Origin of the sequence: Acidovorax sp. 62, from assembly GCF_002754495.1 — a bacterium.
In the GTDB taxonomy this organism is placed as follows: Bacteria; Pseudomonadota; Gammaproteobacteria; order Burkholderiales; family Burkholderiaceae_C; genus Acidovorax.
The window spans coordinates 3,535,001-3,553,238 of the sequence record NZ_PEFJ01000001.1 but is presented as its reverse complement, the minus strand read 5'-3'; the positions used below and the strand labels follow the sequence as shown (position 1 = coordinate 3,553,238).

The 18,238-nt window shown below is 65.6% G+C and carries 14 protein-coding genes (1 of these 14 only partly in view); 11 read left to right on the top strand and 3 right to left on the bottom strand.

Annotation, left to right across the window (positions count from 1 at the left end; translation table 11 throughout):
- Positions 1-8: 8 nt before the first annotated feature.
- The gene (locus CLU86_RS15960) at positions 9-1,619 is read right to left on the bottom strand and encodes an ABC transporter substrate-binding protein (protein ID WP_099742290.1); all 1,611 of its coding nucleotides are present in this window, start codon (positions 1,617-1,619) and stop codon (positions 9-11) included.
- A 117-nt stretch (positions 1,620-1,736) separates the two neighbouring features.
- Here CLU86_RS15960 and CLU86_RS15955 point away from each other — a divergent pair, with 117 nt between their 5' ends.
- Both CLU86_RS15955 and CLU86_RS15950 read left to right on the top strand, forming a co-directional pair.
- Positions 1,737-2,126, top strand: coding sequence for a RidA family protein (locus tag CLU86_RS15955; protein WP_010466576.1), 390 nt, complete (start codon positions 1,737-1,739; stop codon positions 2,124-2,126).
- A gap of 3 nt (positions 2,127-2,129) precedes the next feature.
- Entirely contained in the window at positions 2,130-3,098 is a 969-nt protein-coding gene (locus CLU86_RS15950) for a sugar kinase (RefSeq protein ID WP_099742289.1), read from the top strand.
- A 125-nt stretch (positions 3,099-3,223) separates the two neighbouring features.
- Here the strand turns inward: CLU86_RS15950 and rocF are convergent, their stop codons facing one another.
- On the bottom strand, positions 3,224-4,195 hold the full coding sequence (gene rocF / locus CLU86_RS15945) for an arginase (protein WP_099742288.1): 972 nt from the start codon (positions 4,193-4,195) through the stop codon (positions 3,224-3,226).
- Positions 4,196-4,537: 342 nt separating this feature from the next.
- Here rocF and CLU86_RS15940 point away from each other — a divergent pair, with 342 nt between their 5' ends.
- The 3 genes from CLU86_RS15940 to CLU86_RS15930 all read left to right on the top strand — a co-directional run bounded on the left by CLU86_RS15940 (position 4,538) and on the right by CLU86_RS15930 (position 9,002).
- Entirely contained in the window at positions 4,538-6,292 is a 1,755-nt protein-coding gene (locus CLU86_RS15940; RefSeq protein WP_099743620.1) for a methyl-accepting chemotaxis protein, read from the top strand.
- A 308-nt stretch (positions 6,293-6,600) separates the two neighbouring features.
- Positions 6,601-7,656: a DNA polymerase III subunit delta gene (holA, locus tag CLU86_RS15935; RefSeq protein WP_099742287.1), complete on the top strand. Its 1,056-nt coding sequence runs from the start codon at positions 6,601-6,603 to the stop codon at positions 7,654-7,656.
- A complete protein-coding gene (locus CLU86_RS15930; RefSeq protein ID WP_233195057.1) occupies positions 7,629-9,002 on the top strand; it encodes an FAD-binding oxidoreductase in 1,374 nt (457 codons plus the stop codon). The genes holA and CLU86_RS15930 overlap by 28 nt, the downstream gene beginning before the upstream one ends.
- 491 nt (positions 9,003-9,493) lie before the next feature.
- On the opposite strand, the gene CLU86_RS15925 is transcribed toward CLU86_RS15930, so the two are convergent.
- Entirely contained in the window at positions 9,494-9,778 is a 285-nt protein-coding gene (locus CLU86_RS15925; RefSeq protein WP_099742286.1) for a hypothetical protein, read from the bottom strand.
- Positions 9,779-9,843: 65 nt separating this feature from the next.
- On the opposite strand from CLU86_RS15925, the gene CLU86_RS15920 reads away from it, so the two are divergent.
- The 6 genes from CLU86_RS15920 to CLU86_RS15895 all read left to right on the top strand — a co-directional run.
- Positions 9,844-11,124: a glutamate-5-semialdehyde dehydrogenase gene (locus tag CLU86_RS15920; protein ID WP_099742285.1), complete on the top strand. Its 1,281-nt coding sequence runs from the start codon at positions 9,844-9,846 to the stop codon at positions 11,122-11,124.
- Between the two features lie 102 nt (positions 11,125-11,226).
- Positions 11,227-12,690, top strand: a complete 1,464-nt coding sequence (gene trkA, locus CLU86_RS15915; RefSeq protein WP_099742284.1) for a Trk system potassium transporter TrkA — start codon at positions 11,227-11,229, stop codon at positions 12,688-12,690.
- Positions 12,691-12,708: 18 nt separating this feature from the next.
- A complete protein-coding gene (locus tag CLU86_RS15910; protein WP_099742283.1) occupies positions 12,709-14,175 on the top strand; it encodes a TrkH family potassium uptake protein in 1,467 nt (488 codons plus the stop codon).
- A 133-nt stretch (positions 14,176-14,308) separates the two neighbouring features.
- The gene (gene gshA / locus CLU86_RS15905) at positions 14,309-15,604 is read left to right on the top strand and encodes a glutamate--cysteine ligase (RefSeq protein ID WP_099656960.1); all 1,296 of its coding nucleotides are present in this window, start codon (positions 14,309-14,311) and stop codon (positions 15,602-15,604) included.
- Between the two features lie 155 nt (positions 15,605-15,759).
- Positions 15,760-17,673 (top strand): potassium transporter Kup, encoded by a 1,914-nt coding sequence (locus CLU86_RS15900; protein WP_099743618.1) that lies wholly within the window; start codon positions 15,760-15,762, stop codon positions 17,671-17,673.
- Between the two features lie 68 nt (positions 17,674-17,741).
- Positions 17,742-18,238: the 5' portion of a benzoate/H(+) symporter BenE family transporter gene (locus CLU86_RS15895; RefSeq protein ID WP_099743617.1), read on the top strand. It continues 697 nt past the right edge of the window; only the first 497 of its 1,194 coding nucleotides appear in the window; it begins with the start codon at positions 17,742-17,744; the stop codon falls past the right edge of the window.

Here is an 18,238-nt window from a genome sequence, read left to right as displayed (position 1 = left end):
GCCCCTGCTTACTTGGCCAGTCCTGTGTTCCAGAAGAACGGCCAGATGGCCGGCGTGTAGCCTTGCAGCTTGGCCGAGCGGGCCGACAAGCCGTTGAACTTGCCCACCTCGATGAACGGCACTTCGTCGTACACCACCTGCTGCACCTTGCCCCACAGCGGGCCGCGCTTGGCCGGGTCGGTCTCCTGGTTGAAGGCGGCCAGACTGGACTTCTTGGCGTCAGACTCCCACCAGCCGGGCGCACCGTCACCCAGCTGCGGGGGCGAGAGCATGGGCTCGGGGAACAGGCCCGAGTGCGTGAAGTACACGTCCCACAGCTTGGGGTCGTTGCGGCGCTGCACCAGTGTGGCCCAGTCCACCACCTGCAGCTCGGTCTTGAAGCCCGCCTTCTTGAGCTGCTCGGACATCACCAGCGCCATGTTGTAGTGGAACTCGTACTGGCGGCTGGCCATGATGCGCACGGGCTGGCCGCCGTAGCTGGCCTTGGCCGCCTGCTCTTTGGCGGCTTGCGGGTTGCGCTCGTTGTAGAGCTTGCTGCCCGCGTCCGAGTAGTAGGGCGTGCCCTTGGGGAAGAAGTTGGGTTCCACCACAAAGAAGCGGTTGTCGCCAAAGCCTGCGGCCAGCAGCTCGCCCGTGCCCACGGCGGTTTGCACCGCGCGGCGCATGGGCTGCGAGGCCAGCACGCCTTCCTTGGTGTTGAACACGATGTACGGAAAGCCAAAGTTCTTGGTCACGATGGGCACCACCGCCGGGGCGCCTTTTTCGATGCGGCCAATGGCCTCCACTGGCAGCAGGTCGGCGTATTGGAACTGGCCCGAGAGCGCGCCTTCAACGCGCGTGTTGGCGCTGGGTACGGGCACAAAGCGCAGCTCATCAAGCAGCGCCTCGCGCTTGCCGGCGTAGCCGCTGGCGGCTTCCTTGCGGCTGGCGTAGCCGTCAAAACGCACCAGCACGGTGAACTGGTCGGGGCGGCGTTCCTTGAACTGGTAGGGGCCGGTGCCGACGAAGTCTTTGAGCTGGGGCGCAATGCTTTCCTTGGCCATGATGGCGGCCATGCCGCTGGGCAAGGCCAGCTGGGCCAGCAGTGGTGCGTAAGGATTTTTCAGCTTCAGTTCTACTGCCAGGGGGCCTTTGGCGGTGAGTGAGGCCACTTCTTTGCCGACGGCCTTGCCGCGGGGGTTGAGCTCCATCCAACGCTGCAGCGAGGCCACCACATCATCGGCCGTCATCTCGCGCCCGTTGTGGAACTTCACGCCCTTGCGCAGGGCAATGGTGTAGGTCAGTCCATCTTTGGAGACGGTGGGCAGGCCCTCCGCCAGCATGGGGGCGATGGCCCAGTTGGCGTCGAAGGTGTACAGCGGCTCGTACACGTGCTGCATGATGGTGCCCACCAGGTCGGCGGTGCTCACCATGGGGTCCAGGCCCTGGGGCTCGCCCACCATGGCGAGGTTGGCGGCGCCGCCCTTGGACGGGGTGGCGGTGGCCGTTTGGGCCCAGCTGGCGCTGCAGGCCAGGGTGAGGGCGGCGGTCAGCGCCGCTGCACCCAGCAGGTTGCGGCGGCCCCGCAGTTCAAGCGTTGGCAGCGGATGCTGCACCAGGTTGGTTCCAGACGTTTGCATTGCACACCTCGAAGTAATAGGATTACACGAATAAGCACATTCGATGCCAGAATTGCGAACGAGATGGGCATTTCTGGAAGGAAGTGTGTAATATCTTTACTCAAAGGAGCGTTTTCCATGCCAGTAGAAACCCTCGGCCAAGCGCCGCTCGCGTCCGATCGCCTCGCACGCCCCCTCTCGCCCGCCACCCGCGCAGGCGACTTCGTTTTTGTCTCGGGCCAGGTGCCCACCGATGACCAGGGCCAGGTCGTTGTCGGCGGTATCGAGGCGCAGACGCGCCAGGTGTTCCAGCGCGTCAAGGACGCCCTGGCCCTGGCCGACTGCACGCTGGCCGATGTGGCCAAGGTCAGCGTCTGGCTGGCCGATGCGCGGGACTTCGGCAGCTTCAACCGCGTGTACATGGAGTGTTTTGGCGACCACCGCCCCGCACGCTCCACGGTCGAATCGCGCCTGATGATCGACGCCAAGGTCGAGATCGACGTGACGGCCTACAAGCCGCGCGGCTGAGCCATGACCGCAGCCAAGCAACCCGTGTGGGACGTGGTGGCGCTGGGCGAGGCGCTGGTGGAGTTCAACCAGACCCGCCCTGGCGAGCCGCAGTACCTGCAGGGCTTTGGGGGCGACACCAGCAATGCGGTGATTGCCGCCGCCCGCGCAGGCGCACGCACCGCTTACCTGACACGCCTGGGCAGCGATGCCTTTGGCCAGGCCCTGCTGGACCTTTGGGCGCGCGAGGGCGTGGACACCACGGCGGTGGAGCGCGATGCGCAGCACCCCACGGGCATCTACTTTGTGACGCATGGTGCGGCCGGGCACGAGTTCAGCTACCTGCGCGCGGGCTCGGCTGCCAGCCGCATGGCACCTGCGTGGTTGCAGGATGCATCGACGAATGGGCCCGCCACCGTGCTGCAGCAGTGCCGCATCCTGCATGTGTCGGGCATTTCACTGGCGGTGTCGGCCTCGGCGTGCGACACGGCCTATGAGGCCATGCGCGTGGCCCGGGCCGCCGGTGCACGCGTGGCGTTTGACCCCAACCTGCGCCTCAAGCTCTGGCCGCTGGCGCGTGCGCGGGCCTGCATTGCGCATGCGGTGTCGCTGTGCGACATCTTCCTGCCGGGGCTCGATGACATGGCTGCGCTGCTGGGCCTGCACGATGCCGATGCGATTGCCGACTGGGGCCACGCGCAGGGCGCGGCCACGGTGGTCGTCAAGCTGGGGGCCGATGGGGTGCTGCTGAGCAGCGCCGACCCCGCCGTGCCGCGCCAGCGGGTGCCGGGCCGCAGCGTGGCGCTGGTGGATGCCACGGGGGCGGGCGACTGCTTTGACGGCAACCTGCTCGCGCGCCTGGCGCTGGGCGACGACCTGGCCGCTGCGGTGGCCTATGCCAACACGGCGGCATCGCTGACTGTGCAGGGCTTTGGCGCCGTGGCGCCGCTGCCCACGGCCGAGCAGGTGCGGGCGGTGATGCCGGGGCTCTGACAAGCCTTGCTTTGCCCTGTGTAGGCGGGGATTGAAGTAAAAATAGCTGCCATCGCTTATGGAGTAAGCGCTGGCAGCTATTGTTTTGATAGTAATTTGTGCTGTCTAAGCACGCACGCTGGCCATCACACAGGCCGCGTGCGCATCAGCGTGCTCTTGCCAAACAGCGACTCCACCAGGTCCACCGCCAGCACAGCGGTTTTGTTACGCACGTCCAGGGCTGGGTTCAGCTCCACGATGTCGAGCGAGGCCAGGCGGCCGCTGTCGGCAATCATCTCCATGCACAGTTGCGCCTCGCGGTAAGTGGGGCCGCCGGGCACGGTGGTGCCCACGCCGGGCGCAATGTCGGGGTCCAGAAAATCCACGTCAAAGCTCACATGCAGGTGGGTGTGGGCGTCCATGCCCGCCAGCGCGCGCTCCATCACCTGGCGCATGCCCACCTCGTCGATGGCGCGCATGTCAAACACCTCCAGGCCCTGCTCGTGCACAAAGCGCTTTTCGCCCTCGTCCACGCTGCGGATGCCGATCTGCCGGATTTGCGAAGGGTGCAGCGCCGGGCCGCCGCCGGGCATGGCCGCCAGCTGGGTCAGCTCGGCCGGGCCAAAGCCGCACAGGCAGGCCACGGGCATGCCGTGCACATTGCCGCTGGGGGTCAACTCGCTGGTGTTGAAGTCGGCATGCGCGTCAAGCCACAGCACGCGCAGCTTTTTGCCGTTTTCTGCGCAGTGGCGGGCCACGGCGCTGATGCTGCCCAGGCCCAGGCTGTGGTCGCCGCCCAGCAGGATGGGCAGGTGGCCCAGTTGCAGCTCGGCATACACGGCGTCGTACACCAGCCGGTTCCACTGCGCCACTTCGGGCAGGTGGCGGTAGCCGTCCACCGGGGGCTGCCAGGGGTTGGAGGGGCCGCTCAGGTTGCCCCGGTCAAACACCTGCAGCCCGTGCGACTCCAGCGCCGCCTGCAGCCCCGCCACGCGCAGGGCCTCAGGGCCCATGGATGCGCCGCGTGCGCCCGCGCCAATGTCGGTGGGCGCGCCAATCAGGCTGGTGGGGTGGGCGGGGCGCAGGGCCGGGTGGGAGGGCGGGGGCTGTTGGGTCATTGCGGGCTCTGGGATGTGTTGGGGGAGGAGTCGTGGAATTGTCCTGCACTGCCCCGCCAAAGAACAGCGCCCAGGCTGCGCACTTTGCATGCTCTGGCGCGCAATTTGCGTAGCCCAGTGCGGCAGATTGCGCAGTTGACGCCACATGCCGCCATGGGGCTCTGTTGACTGCGGGGGGCTGCACGAATGCCTGCCGGGGCTGAGGGTTTGTCCCCGTGCCTGGCAGGTGCCATTGGGCCGCCGTCTCGCTTAGGCTTGTCACCTGTTTGTAATGGAATGTTTCGGCAAGGGCGCATGGCCCGGCAAGCATTCCGCGAAGCGCAGCACACCGCAGGAGACAACATGCAGCTCGACAATATCCGCGTTTCCCGCAAGCTCTGGTTTGCGTTTTTGGGGTTGATGGTGGCCATGGCCGTGGTGTCGGGCTTGGCGCAAAACCGCAGCAACACTGCCATGTCGCGCGCCATTGACGCCGTGGCCGACATCGATGGGCGCCTGGCCTCGGTCATCCGCTGGCGTGGTGCCACCGGGACGGCCAATTTGATGGTGCATGGCATCGCCATCACCACCGACGAGGCGCTGGAGAAGCAATACGGCGCGCAACTCAAAGAAGCCATCGCCGGGATCGGGAAGATCCAGGAGGGCATCAGTGCCGGTATCTCCGATCCGGCGGACAAAGCCGCCATGGACAAGATCCAGGAAATCCGCAAACGCGTGCTGGCCGGTGTTGGCAAGATCCGCGAGCTGCGCGGGGCGGGTGATATCGCCGCTTCGCAGCGCTTTGCCAAGGAGGAGTTCACCGCGCTGATCAACCAGTACGAAGGTGCGCAAGACGAGTTCATCGCCCTGCTGGAACGCCGCCGCGACGCGGTGCGCGCAGACGCCACCACCCAGCGCATCCGCGCCGGGGTCATCGGTGCTATCACGGCGTTGCTGGTGTTTGGCGTGGGCACGCTGCTGGCCTGGTGGCTGGTGCGCTCCATCACCGCGCCGCTGCAGCAAGCGGTAGACACCGCCAACGCCATCGCCGCAGGCGACCTCACGCGCGAACTGCAATCGGGCCGCAAAGACGAACTCGGCCAAATGCTGCGCGCCCTCTCTGAGATGTCCACCCGCCTGCGCGGCGTGGTGAGCGAAGTGCGCCAGGGCGTGGACTCCGTCTCCAGCGCCTCGGTACAGATCGCCAACGGCAACCACGACCTCTCGGCCCGCACCGAACAAACCGCCGCCAACCTCGAAGAAACCGCATCGAGCATGGAAGAGCTCACAGCCACCGTCACCCAATCGGCCGACACCGCCCGCCAGGCCAACCAGCTCGCAGGCACCGCCGCCCAGGCCGCAGCCCGCGGCGGAGAAGTGGTGGGCCAGGTGGTCACCAGCATGCAGCAGATCACCGAAAGCAGCCGCAAGATCAGCGACATCATCGGCGTGATCGACGGCATCGCCTTCCAGACCAACATCCTGGCGCTGAACGCGGCCGTGGAAGCTGCCCGCGCAGGCGAGCAAGGCCGAGGCTTTGCCGTGGTGGCCAGCGAAGTACGCAGCCTGGCCGGGCGCAGCGCCGAAGCCGCCAAGGAAATCAAAACCCTCATCGGCAAATCGGTCGAAAACGTTGAAAGCGGCTCCGAACAAGTCACCCAGGCAGGCAAAAGCATGGACGAAATCGTCGCCAGCGTGCGCCGCGTGAGCGACCTCATTGGAGAAATCACCGCATCGTCCACCGAACAACGCGACGGCATCGGCCAAGTCAACCAAGCCGTGGCCAACCTGGACCAGATGACCCAGCAAAACGCCGCGCTGGTGGAAGAATCCACCGCAGCCGCTGCCTCCATGCGCGACCAGGCGCAGCGGCTGGCCGAAGTGGTGAGCGTCTTCAACGTGGGCGCCAGCACCCGCGCGAGCGCGAGCGCCCCGGCCCCCCGGCCTGCACCTGCCCAGCGCTTTGCCCCGGCCCCAGCCCGGGCTACAGTGGCGGGCAGCAAGGCGGCGCCAGCGGCCAAGCTCACCAGCAGTGCCAAGGCGCCCGCCCCGGCCAAGGCCCCAGCGCCTGCTGCAGCGGCAGCCAAGGGCAATGACGATGAGTGGGAGAGCTTCTGAGGCAGTGCGGGGCAAGGGTTTGCTATTGAAGTAATAGCTGCTAGCGCTTATAGATAAAGCGCTAGGGATCCTCTGCACGAATCGAGCGGAAAGTGTGCGCTGCGGATCGGGATGGGCTGCAAGGCGCAAAGCGCAGCAATAGCTGTAGCTATTGCGAGCATTTGCAACGCGGCAGACCGCCCGAGGCCGCAGATGCACACGGCGCGGTGATTTGTGCAGAGGATCCCTAGAGCCTGTTTTTGCTATGAAATGGTCGCACGGGCCCGGCGCCCGCTTTGCCCGGCCAGCCAGGGCGATAAACTTTGCCCATGCAAGTCGCCCTGGCCCAACTCTCCACCCACCTCCAACGGGCCCTGTCGCCGCTTTACGTGCTGCACGGCGATGAGCCCTTGTTGCAGCAGGAAGCCGCAGACGCCATCCGCGCCACCGCCCGTGCCCAGGGCTACACCGAGCGCAGCAGCTACACCGTGGCCGGTGCCCACTTTGACTGGAGCGCCGTGCTGGCCGCAGGCGGCTCACTCAGCCTGTTTGCCGACAAGCAGATTGTTGAAATCCGCATCCCCTCGGGCAAGCCCGGCAAGGACGGTAGCGTGGCCCTGCAGCATGTGGCCGAATCGGCCCGGGGCAACGACAGCACGCTCACCATCGTCATGCTGCCGCGCCTTGATAAAGCCACCAAAACCGGTGCCTGGTTTGCCGCGCTGGAGGGCAATGGCACGTCGATCCAGATCGACCCCATCGAGCGCGGCATGCTGCCGCAATGGATTGCCCAGCGCCTGGCCCAGCAAGGCCAGCGCGTGGTGGCGGGCGAGGAAGGCCAGCGCACGCTGCAGTTCTTTGCCGACCGCGTGGAAGGCAATCTGCTGGCCGCGCACCAGGAAATCCAGAAACTGGCTTTGTTGCACCCGGCGGGTGAACTGACGCAAGCCCAGGTCGAAGCCGCCGTGCTCAACGTGGCGCGCTATGACGTGTTCAAGCTGTCTGAATCGGTGCTGGCCGGGCAGACGGCCCGCGTGCAGCGCATGCTCGACGGCCTGCAGGCCGAGGGTGAGGCCGAGGTGCTGGTGCACTGGGCGCTGGCCGAAGACATCCGGGCCCTCAAGCGCGTGAAAGACGCCATGAACGCTGGCCGCCCCCTGCCCATGGCGCTGCGCGAGAACCGCATCTGGGGCCCCAAGGAGCGGCTGTTTGAACGTATCCTGCCCAAGGCCAGCGACGCCGCTTTGGCGCGCCTGCTGCACTCGGCCCACACGGTGGACGGCATCGTCAAAGGCCTCAAGCAGCCCGACTGGCCGCAAGACGGCTGGCAGGCCCTGCAGCGCCTGGCCTTTCAGCTGTGCCGCCTGACCAGCGCGGCACGGTGATGGCGGCCGCTGCTGCCTCCCCGCCTTTGCGCCTGCCCAACGACGACGCCACCAACGGCTGGTCCGCCATCCTGCCCCCGCGCACGCCGCGCCCTGCGCTGCAGGGCGATGTGCTGGCCGACTGGCTGGTGCTGGGCGCGGGCTTTGCGGGCCTGGCCGCCGCGCGCCGCCTGGCCGAGCTGCGCCCGCACGCCCACATCGTGGTGGTAGATGCAGGCACCGTGGGCGATAACGCCTCGGGCCGCAACTCGGGCTTCGCCATCGATGTGCCGCACAACATCGGCAGTTCGCTCGAAGATCTGCGCCAGGCCGCGCACTACCAAGCGTTGCTCACGGCGGGCATGAACGACTTGGAGCTGCTGGTGGCGCAGCACCGCATCGACTGCCAATGGCGCCGCGCAGGCAAGTACCACTGCGCCGTGTCGCCCGCCGCCGAGCGCACGCTGCAGCACCATGTGCAGGAGCTGCGCGCCCTGGGTGCAACGCACGAATTGCTGGACCGCAACGCCCTGGCCGCGCGCCTGGGCACCCGCTACTTTGCTGCCGGGCTCTACACGCCGGGCACCGTGCTGCTCAACCCCGCCGCGCTGTGCCGGGGCCTGGCCGATGCGCTGCCCGCCAACGTCACCCTGCACGAGCACACACCCGTGCAGCGGCTGGATCTGTCGGGCGGCCAGGTGGTGGCGCACACGCCGCAGGGCCGTGTGCGTGCGCCGCAACTGTTGCTGGCGGCCAATGGGTTTGCGCAGCAGCTGGGGCTGTTTGGCAGCGCCTGGGGGGCAGAGACGTTTCCGCTGGTCACCTTTGGCTCGCTCACCGCGCCGCTCACGCCTGAGCAGCGCAGCCGCCTGGGCGCGCCCGAGGGTTGGGGCGTGACGCCCGCCAGCGCCGTGACGGGTGCCACGCTGCGCTACACGGACGACCACCGTATTCTGGTGCGCCAGGGCTTTGAATATGCGCCGCAGTTCCGCGTCAGCCCTGCGGTGCGCGAGCGGGTGCGGCGCGAGCATGCGGCTGTGTTTGCGGCGCGTTTTCCGCAACTGGCCGATGTGGCGTTGGAGCATTTTTGGGAAGGCTCGATTGCCATCACCCGCAATGGCGCGCCACGTTGGGGGCGGCTGGCGCCGCAGGTGCATGGCGTCGCCGGATGCAATGGGGCGGGGGTGGTGAAGTTCACTGCGCTGGGGGCGTTGGCGGCAGATTTGGCGCTGGGGCAGGACAACCCGTTGCTGGCGCATGCTTTGGCGTTGGGTGGGCCGACGCGCATGCCGCCGCAGCCGTTCATGGGGCTGGGGGTGCGGGCTTATATTGCACGGGAGAAGTGGTTGGGGCGGGCGGAGGTTTGAGGGGTTTTGGCCGCTAGCGCTTTTGGAATAAGCGCTGGCAGCTATGAAATTGAGAGTGATTGTCTGGGGTTTCTGTCACCATTCGTACCCCGCCCGTTCGGGCTGAGCTTGTCGAAGCCTGGGCTTGCTCGCTGATCTTGTGGCTTGCTTGTGCCGAGGGCGGGAGCCGGGGAGTGCGCCCGGCGGCGCAGTAACTTTCTTTCGCGTCGCCGAAAGAAAGTCACCAAAGAAAGGGCGACCCCAAGTCTGCGACCCCTTCGCGGAGCGAAGGGGCAAACCTGCGTCGGAGCGGTTGCGGGGTGCGCCGCGAAACTCACTGCGCGCTGAAGCGCTCCGTTCAAACAGCCGCGGCGAGTCAGTCAACGAAGCACGCGCGCTTCGACGCGCGTGCCACCCCGCAACCGCCCCGCCGCAGGCGCAGCCACAGGGGGTGGGCAGCCGAGAACATCCCAGCAGCCGCTCGGGCCATTGCTGCGCTCGGCCCTGGCGGGTCAGTTGGCGCTCAGTGTGGTTTGGGCTTTTTCTACCCACACCGTTAAGTTCGCCACCAGGTCTTTTTGGCTGAATGAGCAGCTTTCTTCTGAGAACAATGCGCTCGATTCAAGCCTGTCCAGCAGGTTCAGCAGCACCTCGCTGTAGCGCGGGGGCAGGGCGGTGAGCAAGGTGGTTTGCTGGCGGGCCAGGGTGCTCAGGGCGGCGGCGGTGTGGTCGCCGCGTTCAAAGGCTTGCAGGGCTTGGGCCAGGGTGGTGAGCTGGGCTGATGCGGTGTCGGTCATGGTGGTGCGGTGGTGTGCAACGGGGCAGGGCGCAAGGGTAAAGCCAACTGCGGCAAAATCGCAGGATGAATGCCCTCAACGTCGCTGAATACACGCACACCCTCGGTCTCCAGGCAAAAACGGCCTCTGCGCTGATGGCGAAAGCGCCGGCAGCTATCAAAAACAAAGCATTGCTGGCCCTGGCCCGTCTGCTGCGTGAGCAGACCGAAGCGCTGCAGGTAGACAACGCCCGCGATCTGGAGCGCGCGCGCGCTGCCGGGCTGGCCGAGCCGATGGTGGACCGTTTGAAGCTCAGCCCCAAGGTGCTGGAGACCTGCGCCCAGGGCTGTGAGCAGCTTGCCGCCATGGCCGATGTGATTGGCGAGATCATTGGTATGAAGCAGCAGCCCAGCGGCATCCGCGTGGGGCAGATGCGCGTGCCGATTGGCGTGTTCGGCATGATTTACGAGAGCCGCCCCAACGTGACCATCGAGGCCGCGTCCTTGAGCATCAAGAGCGGCAACGCTTGCATCTTGCGCGGTGGCTCCGAAGCCATTGATTCCAACCGGGCCCTCGCCAAGCTGGTGCAGCAGGCGCTGGCCGAGGCGGGCCTGCCGCAAGATGCGGTGCAGCTGGTGCAGACCACCGACCGCGAGGCCGTGGGCCAGCTCATTGCCATGCCCCAGTTTGTGGATGTGATCATCCCCCGTGGCGGCAAGGGGCTGATCGAGCGCATCAGCCGCGATGCCAAGGTGCCCGTCATCAAGCACCTGGACGGCAACTGCCACACCTATGTGGACGACCCCTGCGACATCGCTATGGCGGTGAAGGTGGCCGACAACGCCAAGACGAACAAGTACAGCCCCTGCAACGCAAGCGAAGGCCTGCTGGTGGCGCGTGGCGTGGCGGCAGAGTTTCTGCCCAAGATCGGCGCGGTGTATGCCGCCAAGGGCGTGGAGATGCGCGGCTGCCTCGAGTCGCTGGCCATCTTGCAATCGGTGGCTGGTGCCAAGCTGGTGCCTGCGACGGAGCAGGACTGGAGCGAGGAATACCTGGCCCCCATCATCAGCGTGAAGGTGGTGGCGGGTGTGGATGAAGCCATTGCGCACATCAACCACTATTCCAGCCACCACACCGATGCCATCCTGACGCGCGACCACATGCACGCCCAGCAGTTCCTGCGCGAGGTGGATTCGGCCAGCGTGATGGTGAATGCCAGCACACGCTTTGCCGATGGCTTTGAGTTTGGGCTGGGGGCGGAAATCGGTATCAGCACCGACAAGTTCCACGCGCGCGGGCCGGTGGGCATTGAGGGCCTGACTTCGCTCAAGTACGTGGTGCTGGGCGAAGGCGAAGTGCGCGCCTGAGTGGCGCTGGGCCGCTGTGTGGCATTTGCTCCTGTTTTGGTAGCTGCTCGCGCTTATCCATCAGGCGCTAGCGGCCTTTTTTGTCTCAATCGCTGACCCCCCATGAAAATCATCATCCTCGGGGCGGGCCGTGTGGGCGAGAGCGTGGCCGACAGCCTGGTGTCCGAGCGCAACGACATCACCGTCATCGACACCGACGCCGAGCGCCTGCGCGACCTGGAGTCGCGCTTTGACCTGCGCGGCGTGGTGGGCAACGGCATCGAGCCCGCCGTGCTGGCCGAGGCCGGGGCGCGCGACACCGACCTGCTGATCGCCTGCGCGGCGCAGGACGAGACCAACCTGGTGTGCTGCAAGATTGCGCAGTTGCTGTTCAACGTGCCCACCCGCATTGCGCGGGTGCGCTCCACGGGGCTGGAGGGCGATGCGCGCCTGCTGGGCACCGAGGGCTTTGCGGTGGACCGCATCATCTGCCCCGAAGAATCGCTCACGCGCTACATCGGCAAGCTCATTGACTACCCCGAGGCCATGCAGGTGCGTGAGTTTGCGGGCGGGCGCGCTTGCCTGGTGTCCGTGCGCGCGCGCCATGGGGCACCGATGGTGGGCGGCACCATTGCCGCGCTGCGCGCCAGTGCGCCCGAGGTAGCGGTGCGGCTGGTGGCCATCTACCGCCGCTTTCCTGACGAGCCCGATCGCTTTGTGGCCTGCGCGGGCGACACGCGCATTGAGCCTGGCGACGAGGTGTTCGTGCTGGCGGCGCAGGAGCACATTGCGCATGTGCTGTCGGCCCTGCACCGGCGCGATGCGCGCCATGCGCACCCCGTGCGCCGCATCATGATTGCCGGGGGCGGGCGCGTGGGCCTGCGCCTGGCGCAGCAGCTGGGCCAGCAAGAGGGGCGGTTTCACCTCAAGGTCATCGAGTCGGACCCGCAGCGCTGCGTGGAGCTGGCCTCGGTGCTGCCGCACGACGTGCTGGTGCTGCAGGGCGACACCACCGATGAAGACCTGCTGGGCGACGAAGGCGTGGAAGAGGTGGACCTGTTCCTGGCCGTGACCGATGACGATGAGGACAACATCATGTCCTGCCTGCTGGCCAAGCGCATGGGCGCACAGCGAGTGCTGGCACTCATCAACCGCCGCAGCTATGCCGATTTGATGCACGGCACACAGATCGACATTGCACTGTCGCCCGCGCAGGCCATGCTGGGCGAGCTGCTGGCCTTTGTGCGCCAGGGCGATGTGCAGGCCGTGCACAGCCTGCGCCGGGGCGTGGCCGAGGCGCTGGAGATCGTGGTGCGGGGCGACCGCAAGAGTTCGCGCGTGGTGGGCCGCAAGGTGAGCGAGCTGCACCTGCCGCGCGATGTGCACATCGGCCTCATCGTGCGGGGCTTGCCGGACGCCACGGCGCCTGCGGGCGAGGGCGGCGCTGTGCTGCCCGAGCCGCAGGTGATCATCCCGCGCAGCGCCACGGTGCTGGAGAGCAACGACCATGTGGTCTTCTTCCTGCCGCACAAGCGCCTGGTGCGCGAGGTGGAAAAGCTCTTTCGCGTGAGTGCGACGTTTTTCTGACGCAGTGGGGCGACGACCATGACGGACATGTTTCCCGTCCTGCGCGTGCTGGGCATTTTGGTGATGATCTTTGCATCGTCCCTGGCCCTGCCCACGGCCGTGTCGTGGTGGATGCAGGACGGCATCTGGTTTGTGTACCCGCTGTCCATGGCTGCCACGGCGTTTGCCGGGGGCTGGCTGTGGTGGAGCTTTCGCGTCTTCCGGCGCGAGCTGCAGCCGCGCCACGGGGTGATGCTGGTCTCGCTGGTGTGGCTGCTGCTGCCTTTGTTTGCCGCGCTGCCGCTGATGCTGGCGGGGCATTTCATCGGGCGGCCACTGTCGTTCACGCATGCGTACTTTGAGGCGGTGTCGGGCCTCACGACCACCGGTTCTACGGTGATGAGCGGGCTCGACACGCTGCCCGTCTCCGTCAACATCTGGCGCACCTTTTTGCAGTGGCTGGGCGGCATGGGCATTTTGATTTTGGCGGTGGCCGTGCTGCCGCTGCTGGGCGTGGGCGGCAGCCAGCTCTTCAAGGCCGAGGCCGCCGGGCCGGTGAAGGACGCCAAGCTCACGCCGCGCATGACCGGCACCGCCAAGGGGCTGTGGGGCGTGTATGCGCTGTTCTCGGTGGCCTGCGCGCTGGCCTACTGGCTGGGCGGCATGGCGCCGCTGGATGCGGTGATGCACATGTTCACCACGGTGAGCCTGGGTGGCTTGTCGCCGTACGACGCGAGCTTTGGGCATTTTCAGTCGCCGCTGCTCGAAGCCATTGCCATCGTTTTCATGCTCGTGGCCAGCTGCAACTTTGCGCTGTACTTTGTGGCCCTGCGCAAGGGCGACTGGCGCGGCTTTTGGCGCGACCCGGAGCTGCGCGCCACGCTGGGCACGCTGGTCGGCGGCGGGCTGGTGGTGTCGCTGCTGCTGTGGGCCAAGGGGGTGTACGAGCCGCTGGCTGCCCTGCGGCACGGCATGTTCAACACCGTGTCGCTGGCCACCACCACGGGCTACGCCACGGTGGACTACCTGGGCTGGCCGGTGTTTGCGCCGGTACTGATGCTGCTCATGTCGGGCGTGGCCACCAGTGCGGGCTCCACCGGCTGCGGCATCAAGATGGTGCGCATGCTCATTTTGGTCAAGCAGGCCCGCCGCGAGATGACGCGGCTGGTGCACCCGCGCGCGGTGCAGCCGGTGCGCCTGGGCGATGCGGTGGTGGACAACCGGGTGATCTTCTCGGTGCTGGCTTTCATGCTGGTGTACGGCGCCACGGTGATCGGCCTGAGCATGGTGCTGCTGCTGACCGACCTGGACCCGTTGACCGCGTTTTCTGCCGTGCTGGCCAGCGTGAACTGTGCGGGGCCAGGGCTGGGCAGCGTGGGGCCTGCGTCCAACTTTGCGGTGCTGACGGATTTTCAGATCTGGGTGTGCACGCTGGCCATGCTGCTGGGGCGGCTGGAGATTTTGAGCTTCATGGCGGTGCTCACCCCCGCGTTCTGGCGGCGTTGATCGCTGGCGGCAGGGCACCGGCATTTTTTGCGCAGGATGCCAGGTGTTGGCATTGCGAAAGTGGCGGGCGTCCCCATATCCCGAAATCCCACCTCCCTACAATCGGTTTCAACTGTGTCCCCCGAGGGCTTTTATGGTTCCGCATCTCATCACGGCCCTCACCGGTCCGATCAACGAGCTTGAACAGCGCATTCTGGATTCCATGCCTGCCATCGAGCGCTGGTTTCGCCTGGAGTGGATGGAGCACACGCCCCCGTTCTATACCTCGGTGGACATCCGCAACGCGGGCTTCAAGCTGGCCCCGGTGGACACCAACCTCTTTCCTGGTGGCTGGAACAACCTGACCAAGGAAATGCTGCCGCTGGCGGTGCAGGCGGCCATGGCGGCCATCGAGAAGATCTGCCCCGAGGCGCGCAACCTGCTGATCATTCCGGAAAACCACACGCGCAACACCTTCTACCTGGCCAATGTGGTGCAGCTGCAGCGCATCTTCAACATGGCGGGCCTGAATGTGCGGGTGGGCTCCATCAGCCCGGAGATCAAGAAATCCACGCTGATCGAGTTGCCCAACGGCGATTCGGTGACGCTGGAGCCCGTGGTGCGCAACAAGGGGCGTTTGGGGCTCAAGAACTTTGACCCCTGCACCATCTTGCTCAACAACGACCTCTCGGCCGGTGCCCCGGGCATTCTGGAAGACCTGCACGAGCAGTATTTGCTGCCGCCCCTGCACGCCGGCTGGAGCGTGCGTAAGAAGAGCACGCACTTCAAGAACTACGAAGAGGTGGCCAAGCGCTTTGGCAAGATGCTGGGCATCGACCCTTGGCTGGTGAACCCCATGTACAGCCAGTGCAGTGGGCTCAACTTTGCTGAAGACTCGGGCATGGACGCACTGCAGGCGTCAGTGGATGCACTGCTGACCAAGGTGCGCCGCAAGTACAAGGAATACGGCATCAACGAAAAGCCGTTTGTGGTGGTCAAGCCGGACAACGGCACCTATGGCATGGGCATCATGACGGTGCGCGACGCCAAGGAGCTGGATGCGCTCAACCGCAAGACCAAGAACAAGATGGCCGTCATCAAGGACGGCCAGACGGTCTCGGACGTGATCATCCAGGAAGGCGTGCTGACCCAGGAGCGGGTGAACGATGCCGTGGCCGAGCCCGTGGTCTACATGATGGACCGCTATGTGGTGGGCGGCTTCTACCGCATGCACGCTGAGCGCGGCGTGGACGAAAACCTCAACTCCCCCGGCGCCAGCTTTGTGCCGCTGGCCTTTGAGCACAGCACGCACATGCCCCAGCCTGGCGTGCGCCCTGGGGTGAGCGCACCCAACCGCTTCTATATGTATGGGGTGGTGGCCCGCCTGGCCATGCTGGCGGCCAGCTACGAGCTGGAGGCCACCGACCCGGATGCCGAGGTCTACGACTGACGCTGGGGTGTGAAGGGGCCGCTGTGGCGTGCCCGCTTCAAATGCTTGCCATTGTTTGACGGCAGGCGCCAGAGGGCAGTTGCTGCGGTGCAACATCTGGATACGCCTTGATGGGGGGCGTAGCCATGCAGCGCAAAATAGCGCTCTCCCAAATTATGGAACCCTGTCCGGCGCACGAGTGCGGCGGGGTCGCTTCAGTGCAAAGCTCTTCCAAATCCTCGCTCGCAGCCCTGACGCTGGGCGCGATCGGCGTCGTTTATGGCGATATCGGCACCAGTGTGCTGTACGCAGTCAAAGAGGTGTTCGGCTCGGGGCATGTGCCCTTCACGCACGAGAACATCTACGGCATCCTCTCGATTTTCTTCTGGACCCTCACGGTCATCGTCTCGCTGAAGTACGTGGTGCTGGTGCTGCGGGCCGACAACAACGGCGAAGGCGGGCTGATCGCCATGCTGGCCCTGGCATCGCAAGCGGTCAAAGACAAGCCCAAGCTGCGCGGTGTGCTGCTGGCGGTGGGGATTTTTGGCACTTCGCTGTTCTATGGGGATGGGGTGATCACGCCGGCCATCTCGGTGCTGTCTGCGGTCGAGGGGCTGGAGGTGGTCTCTCCCCACTTCAAGCAGTACGTCATCCCCATCACCCTGGTCGTGTTGTTTGGCCTGTTTGCCGTGCAAAAGCGGGGCACGGGCGGTATTGGCAAGTTCTTTGGGCCTATCACGCTGGTTTGGTTTTTGACACTGGCGGTCTTGGGGGTCTTCCACATCCAGGGGCACCCTGAAATTCTGTGGGCCATGAGCCCGCACCACGCGCTGCTGTTCATGTGGCACCAGCCTGGCACCAGCTTCATCATTCTGGGGGCCGTGGTTTTGTGCGTTACGGGTGCCGAGGCGCTGTATGCCGACTTGGGGCATTTTGGCAAACGTCCCATCCGCCTGGCTTGGTTCAGCGTGGCCATGCCTTCACTCACGCTCAACTACTTTGGCCAGGGTGCTCTGCTGCTGGCCGAGCCAGAGGCCGTCAAAAACCCCTTCTTCATGATGGCGCCCGATTGGGCTTTGATCCCCCTGGTGGGCTTGGCTACGTTGGCCACGGTCATCGCATCGCAGGCCTTGATCACCGGGGCCTTCAGTGTGACCAAGCAGGTCATTCAGCTGGGGTACTTGCCGCGCCTGAACATCCAGCACACCAGCGTGCGCGACACGGGCCAGATCTACATGCCGCTGGTGAACTGGGGCCTGTTTGTGGCCATTGTGCTGGCGGTGGTGATGTTCCGCTCGTCGAGCAATCTAGCAGCGGCCTACGGTATCGCGGTGACGCTGGACATGCTGATCACCACCACGCTGACGTTTTTCGTGATCCGATACGGCTGGGGTTACCCGCTGGCGCTGTGCGTGGCGGCCACGGGGTGTTTCTTCATGGTGGATCTGGCGTTCTTCGCGTCCAACCTGCTCAAGCTGCTGCAGGGGGGCTGGTTCCCGCTGATGATTGGTGGCGCGGTGTTTACGCTGATGATGACCTGGAAAGAGGGCCGCCGCCTGCTCAATGAGAAGCTGCGCGCAGATGCGATTGACCTCAAGGACTTCCTGGAATCCGTCTTCATCAGCCCGCCCACCCGGGTGGATGGGACGGCCATCTTTTTGACGGCCGAGCCTGGTGCGGTGCCCAATGCACTGTTGCACAACCTCAAGCACAACAAGGTGTTGCACCAGCAAAACCTTTTTGTGACGGTGCGCAACCATGAGGTGCCCTGGATCGGCCTGGACAAGCGGCTGCAGGTGGAGTCGCTGGGGCACGATTGCTGGCAGGTGGTGGTGCATTACGGCTTTAAAAACGACCCCGACCTGCCCCGGGCGCTGGAAGCGCTGCGTGGGCGGGGCTGCGATGTGGAGCCCATGACCACCAGCTATTTCCTGTCGCGCGATACCGTCATCCCCACCATTGGCAGCGGCATGGCCCACTGGCGCGAAAAGCTCTTTGCCCAGATGCACCACAACGCCAGCGGCGCCGCCGACTTCCTGCACCTGCCCAACAACTCGGTGGTGGAGCTGGGCTCCAAAATCGAAATCTGACACCGTTTGCCTCGGTCCTCCGGCTGTTGGGCCGGGTGGTCCGCAGCGGGGTGCCAGAATGCGCCCCCATGCAATTTTTCAAAGATATCAGCCTGTCGGCCTTTGTCGCAGGCTTTGTGGCCGTGCTGGTGGGCTTCACCAGTTCGGTCGCCATCGTGTTTCAAGCGGCCCAAGGTTTTGGGGCAACGCCTGCCCAAATCACTTCCTGGATCTGGGCCCTCGGCCTGGGGATGGGCCTGTGTTCATTGCTCCCCTCGCTTGTTCTGCGCAAACCGGTGATGGTGGCGTGGTCTACCCCTGGCGCCGCAGTGCTGGCGACGGCAGGCGTGGCGGGTGGTTTCTCCATGGGCGAGGCGGTGGGTGCGTTCATGGTGTGCTCGGTGCTGGTGGTCTTGGTGGGTGTCACCGGCCTGCTGGAGCGTGTGGCCGATCGCATTCCTTCAGAAATTGCCTCAGCGTTGTTGGCCGGGGTATTGACCCGGTTTGGCATCCAGACCTTTGCCGCGCTGCAGACCGCGCTGCCTCTTGTCTTGCTCATGGTGGGTTCCTATCTGGTGGCCCGCCG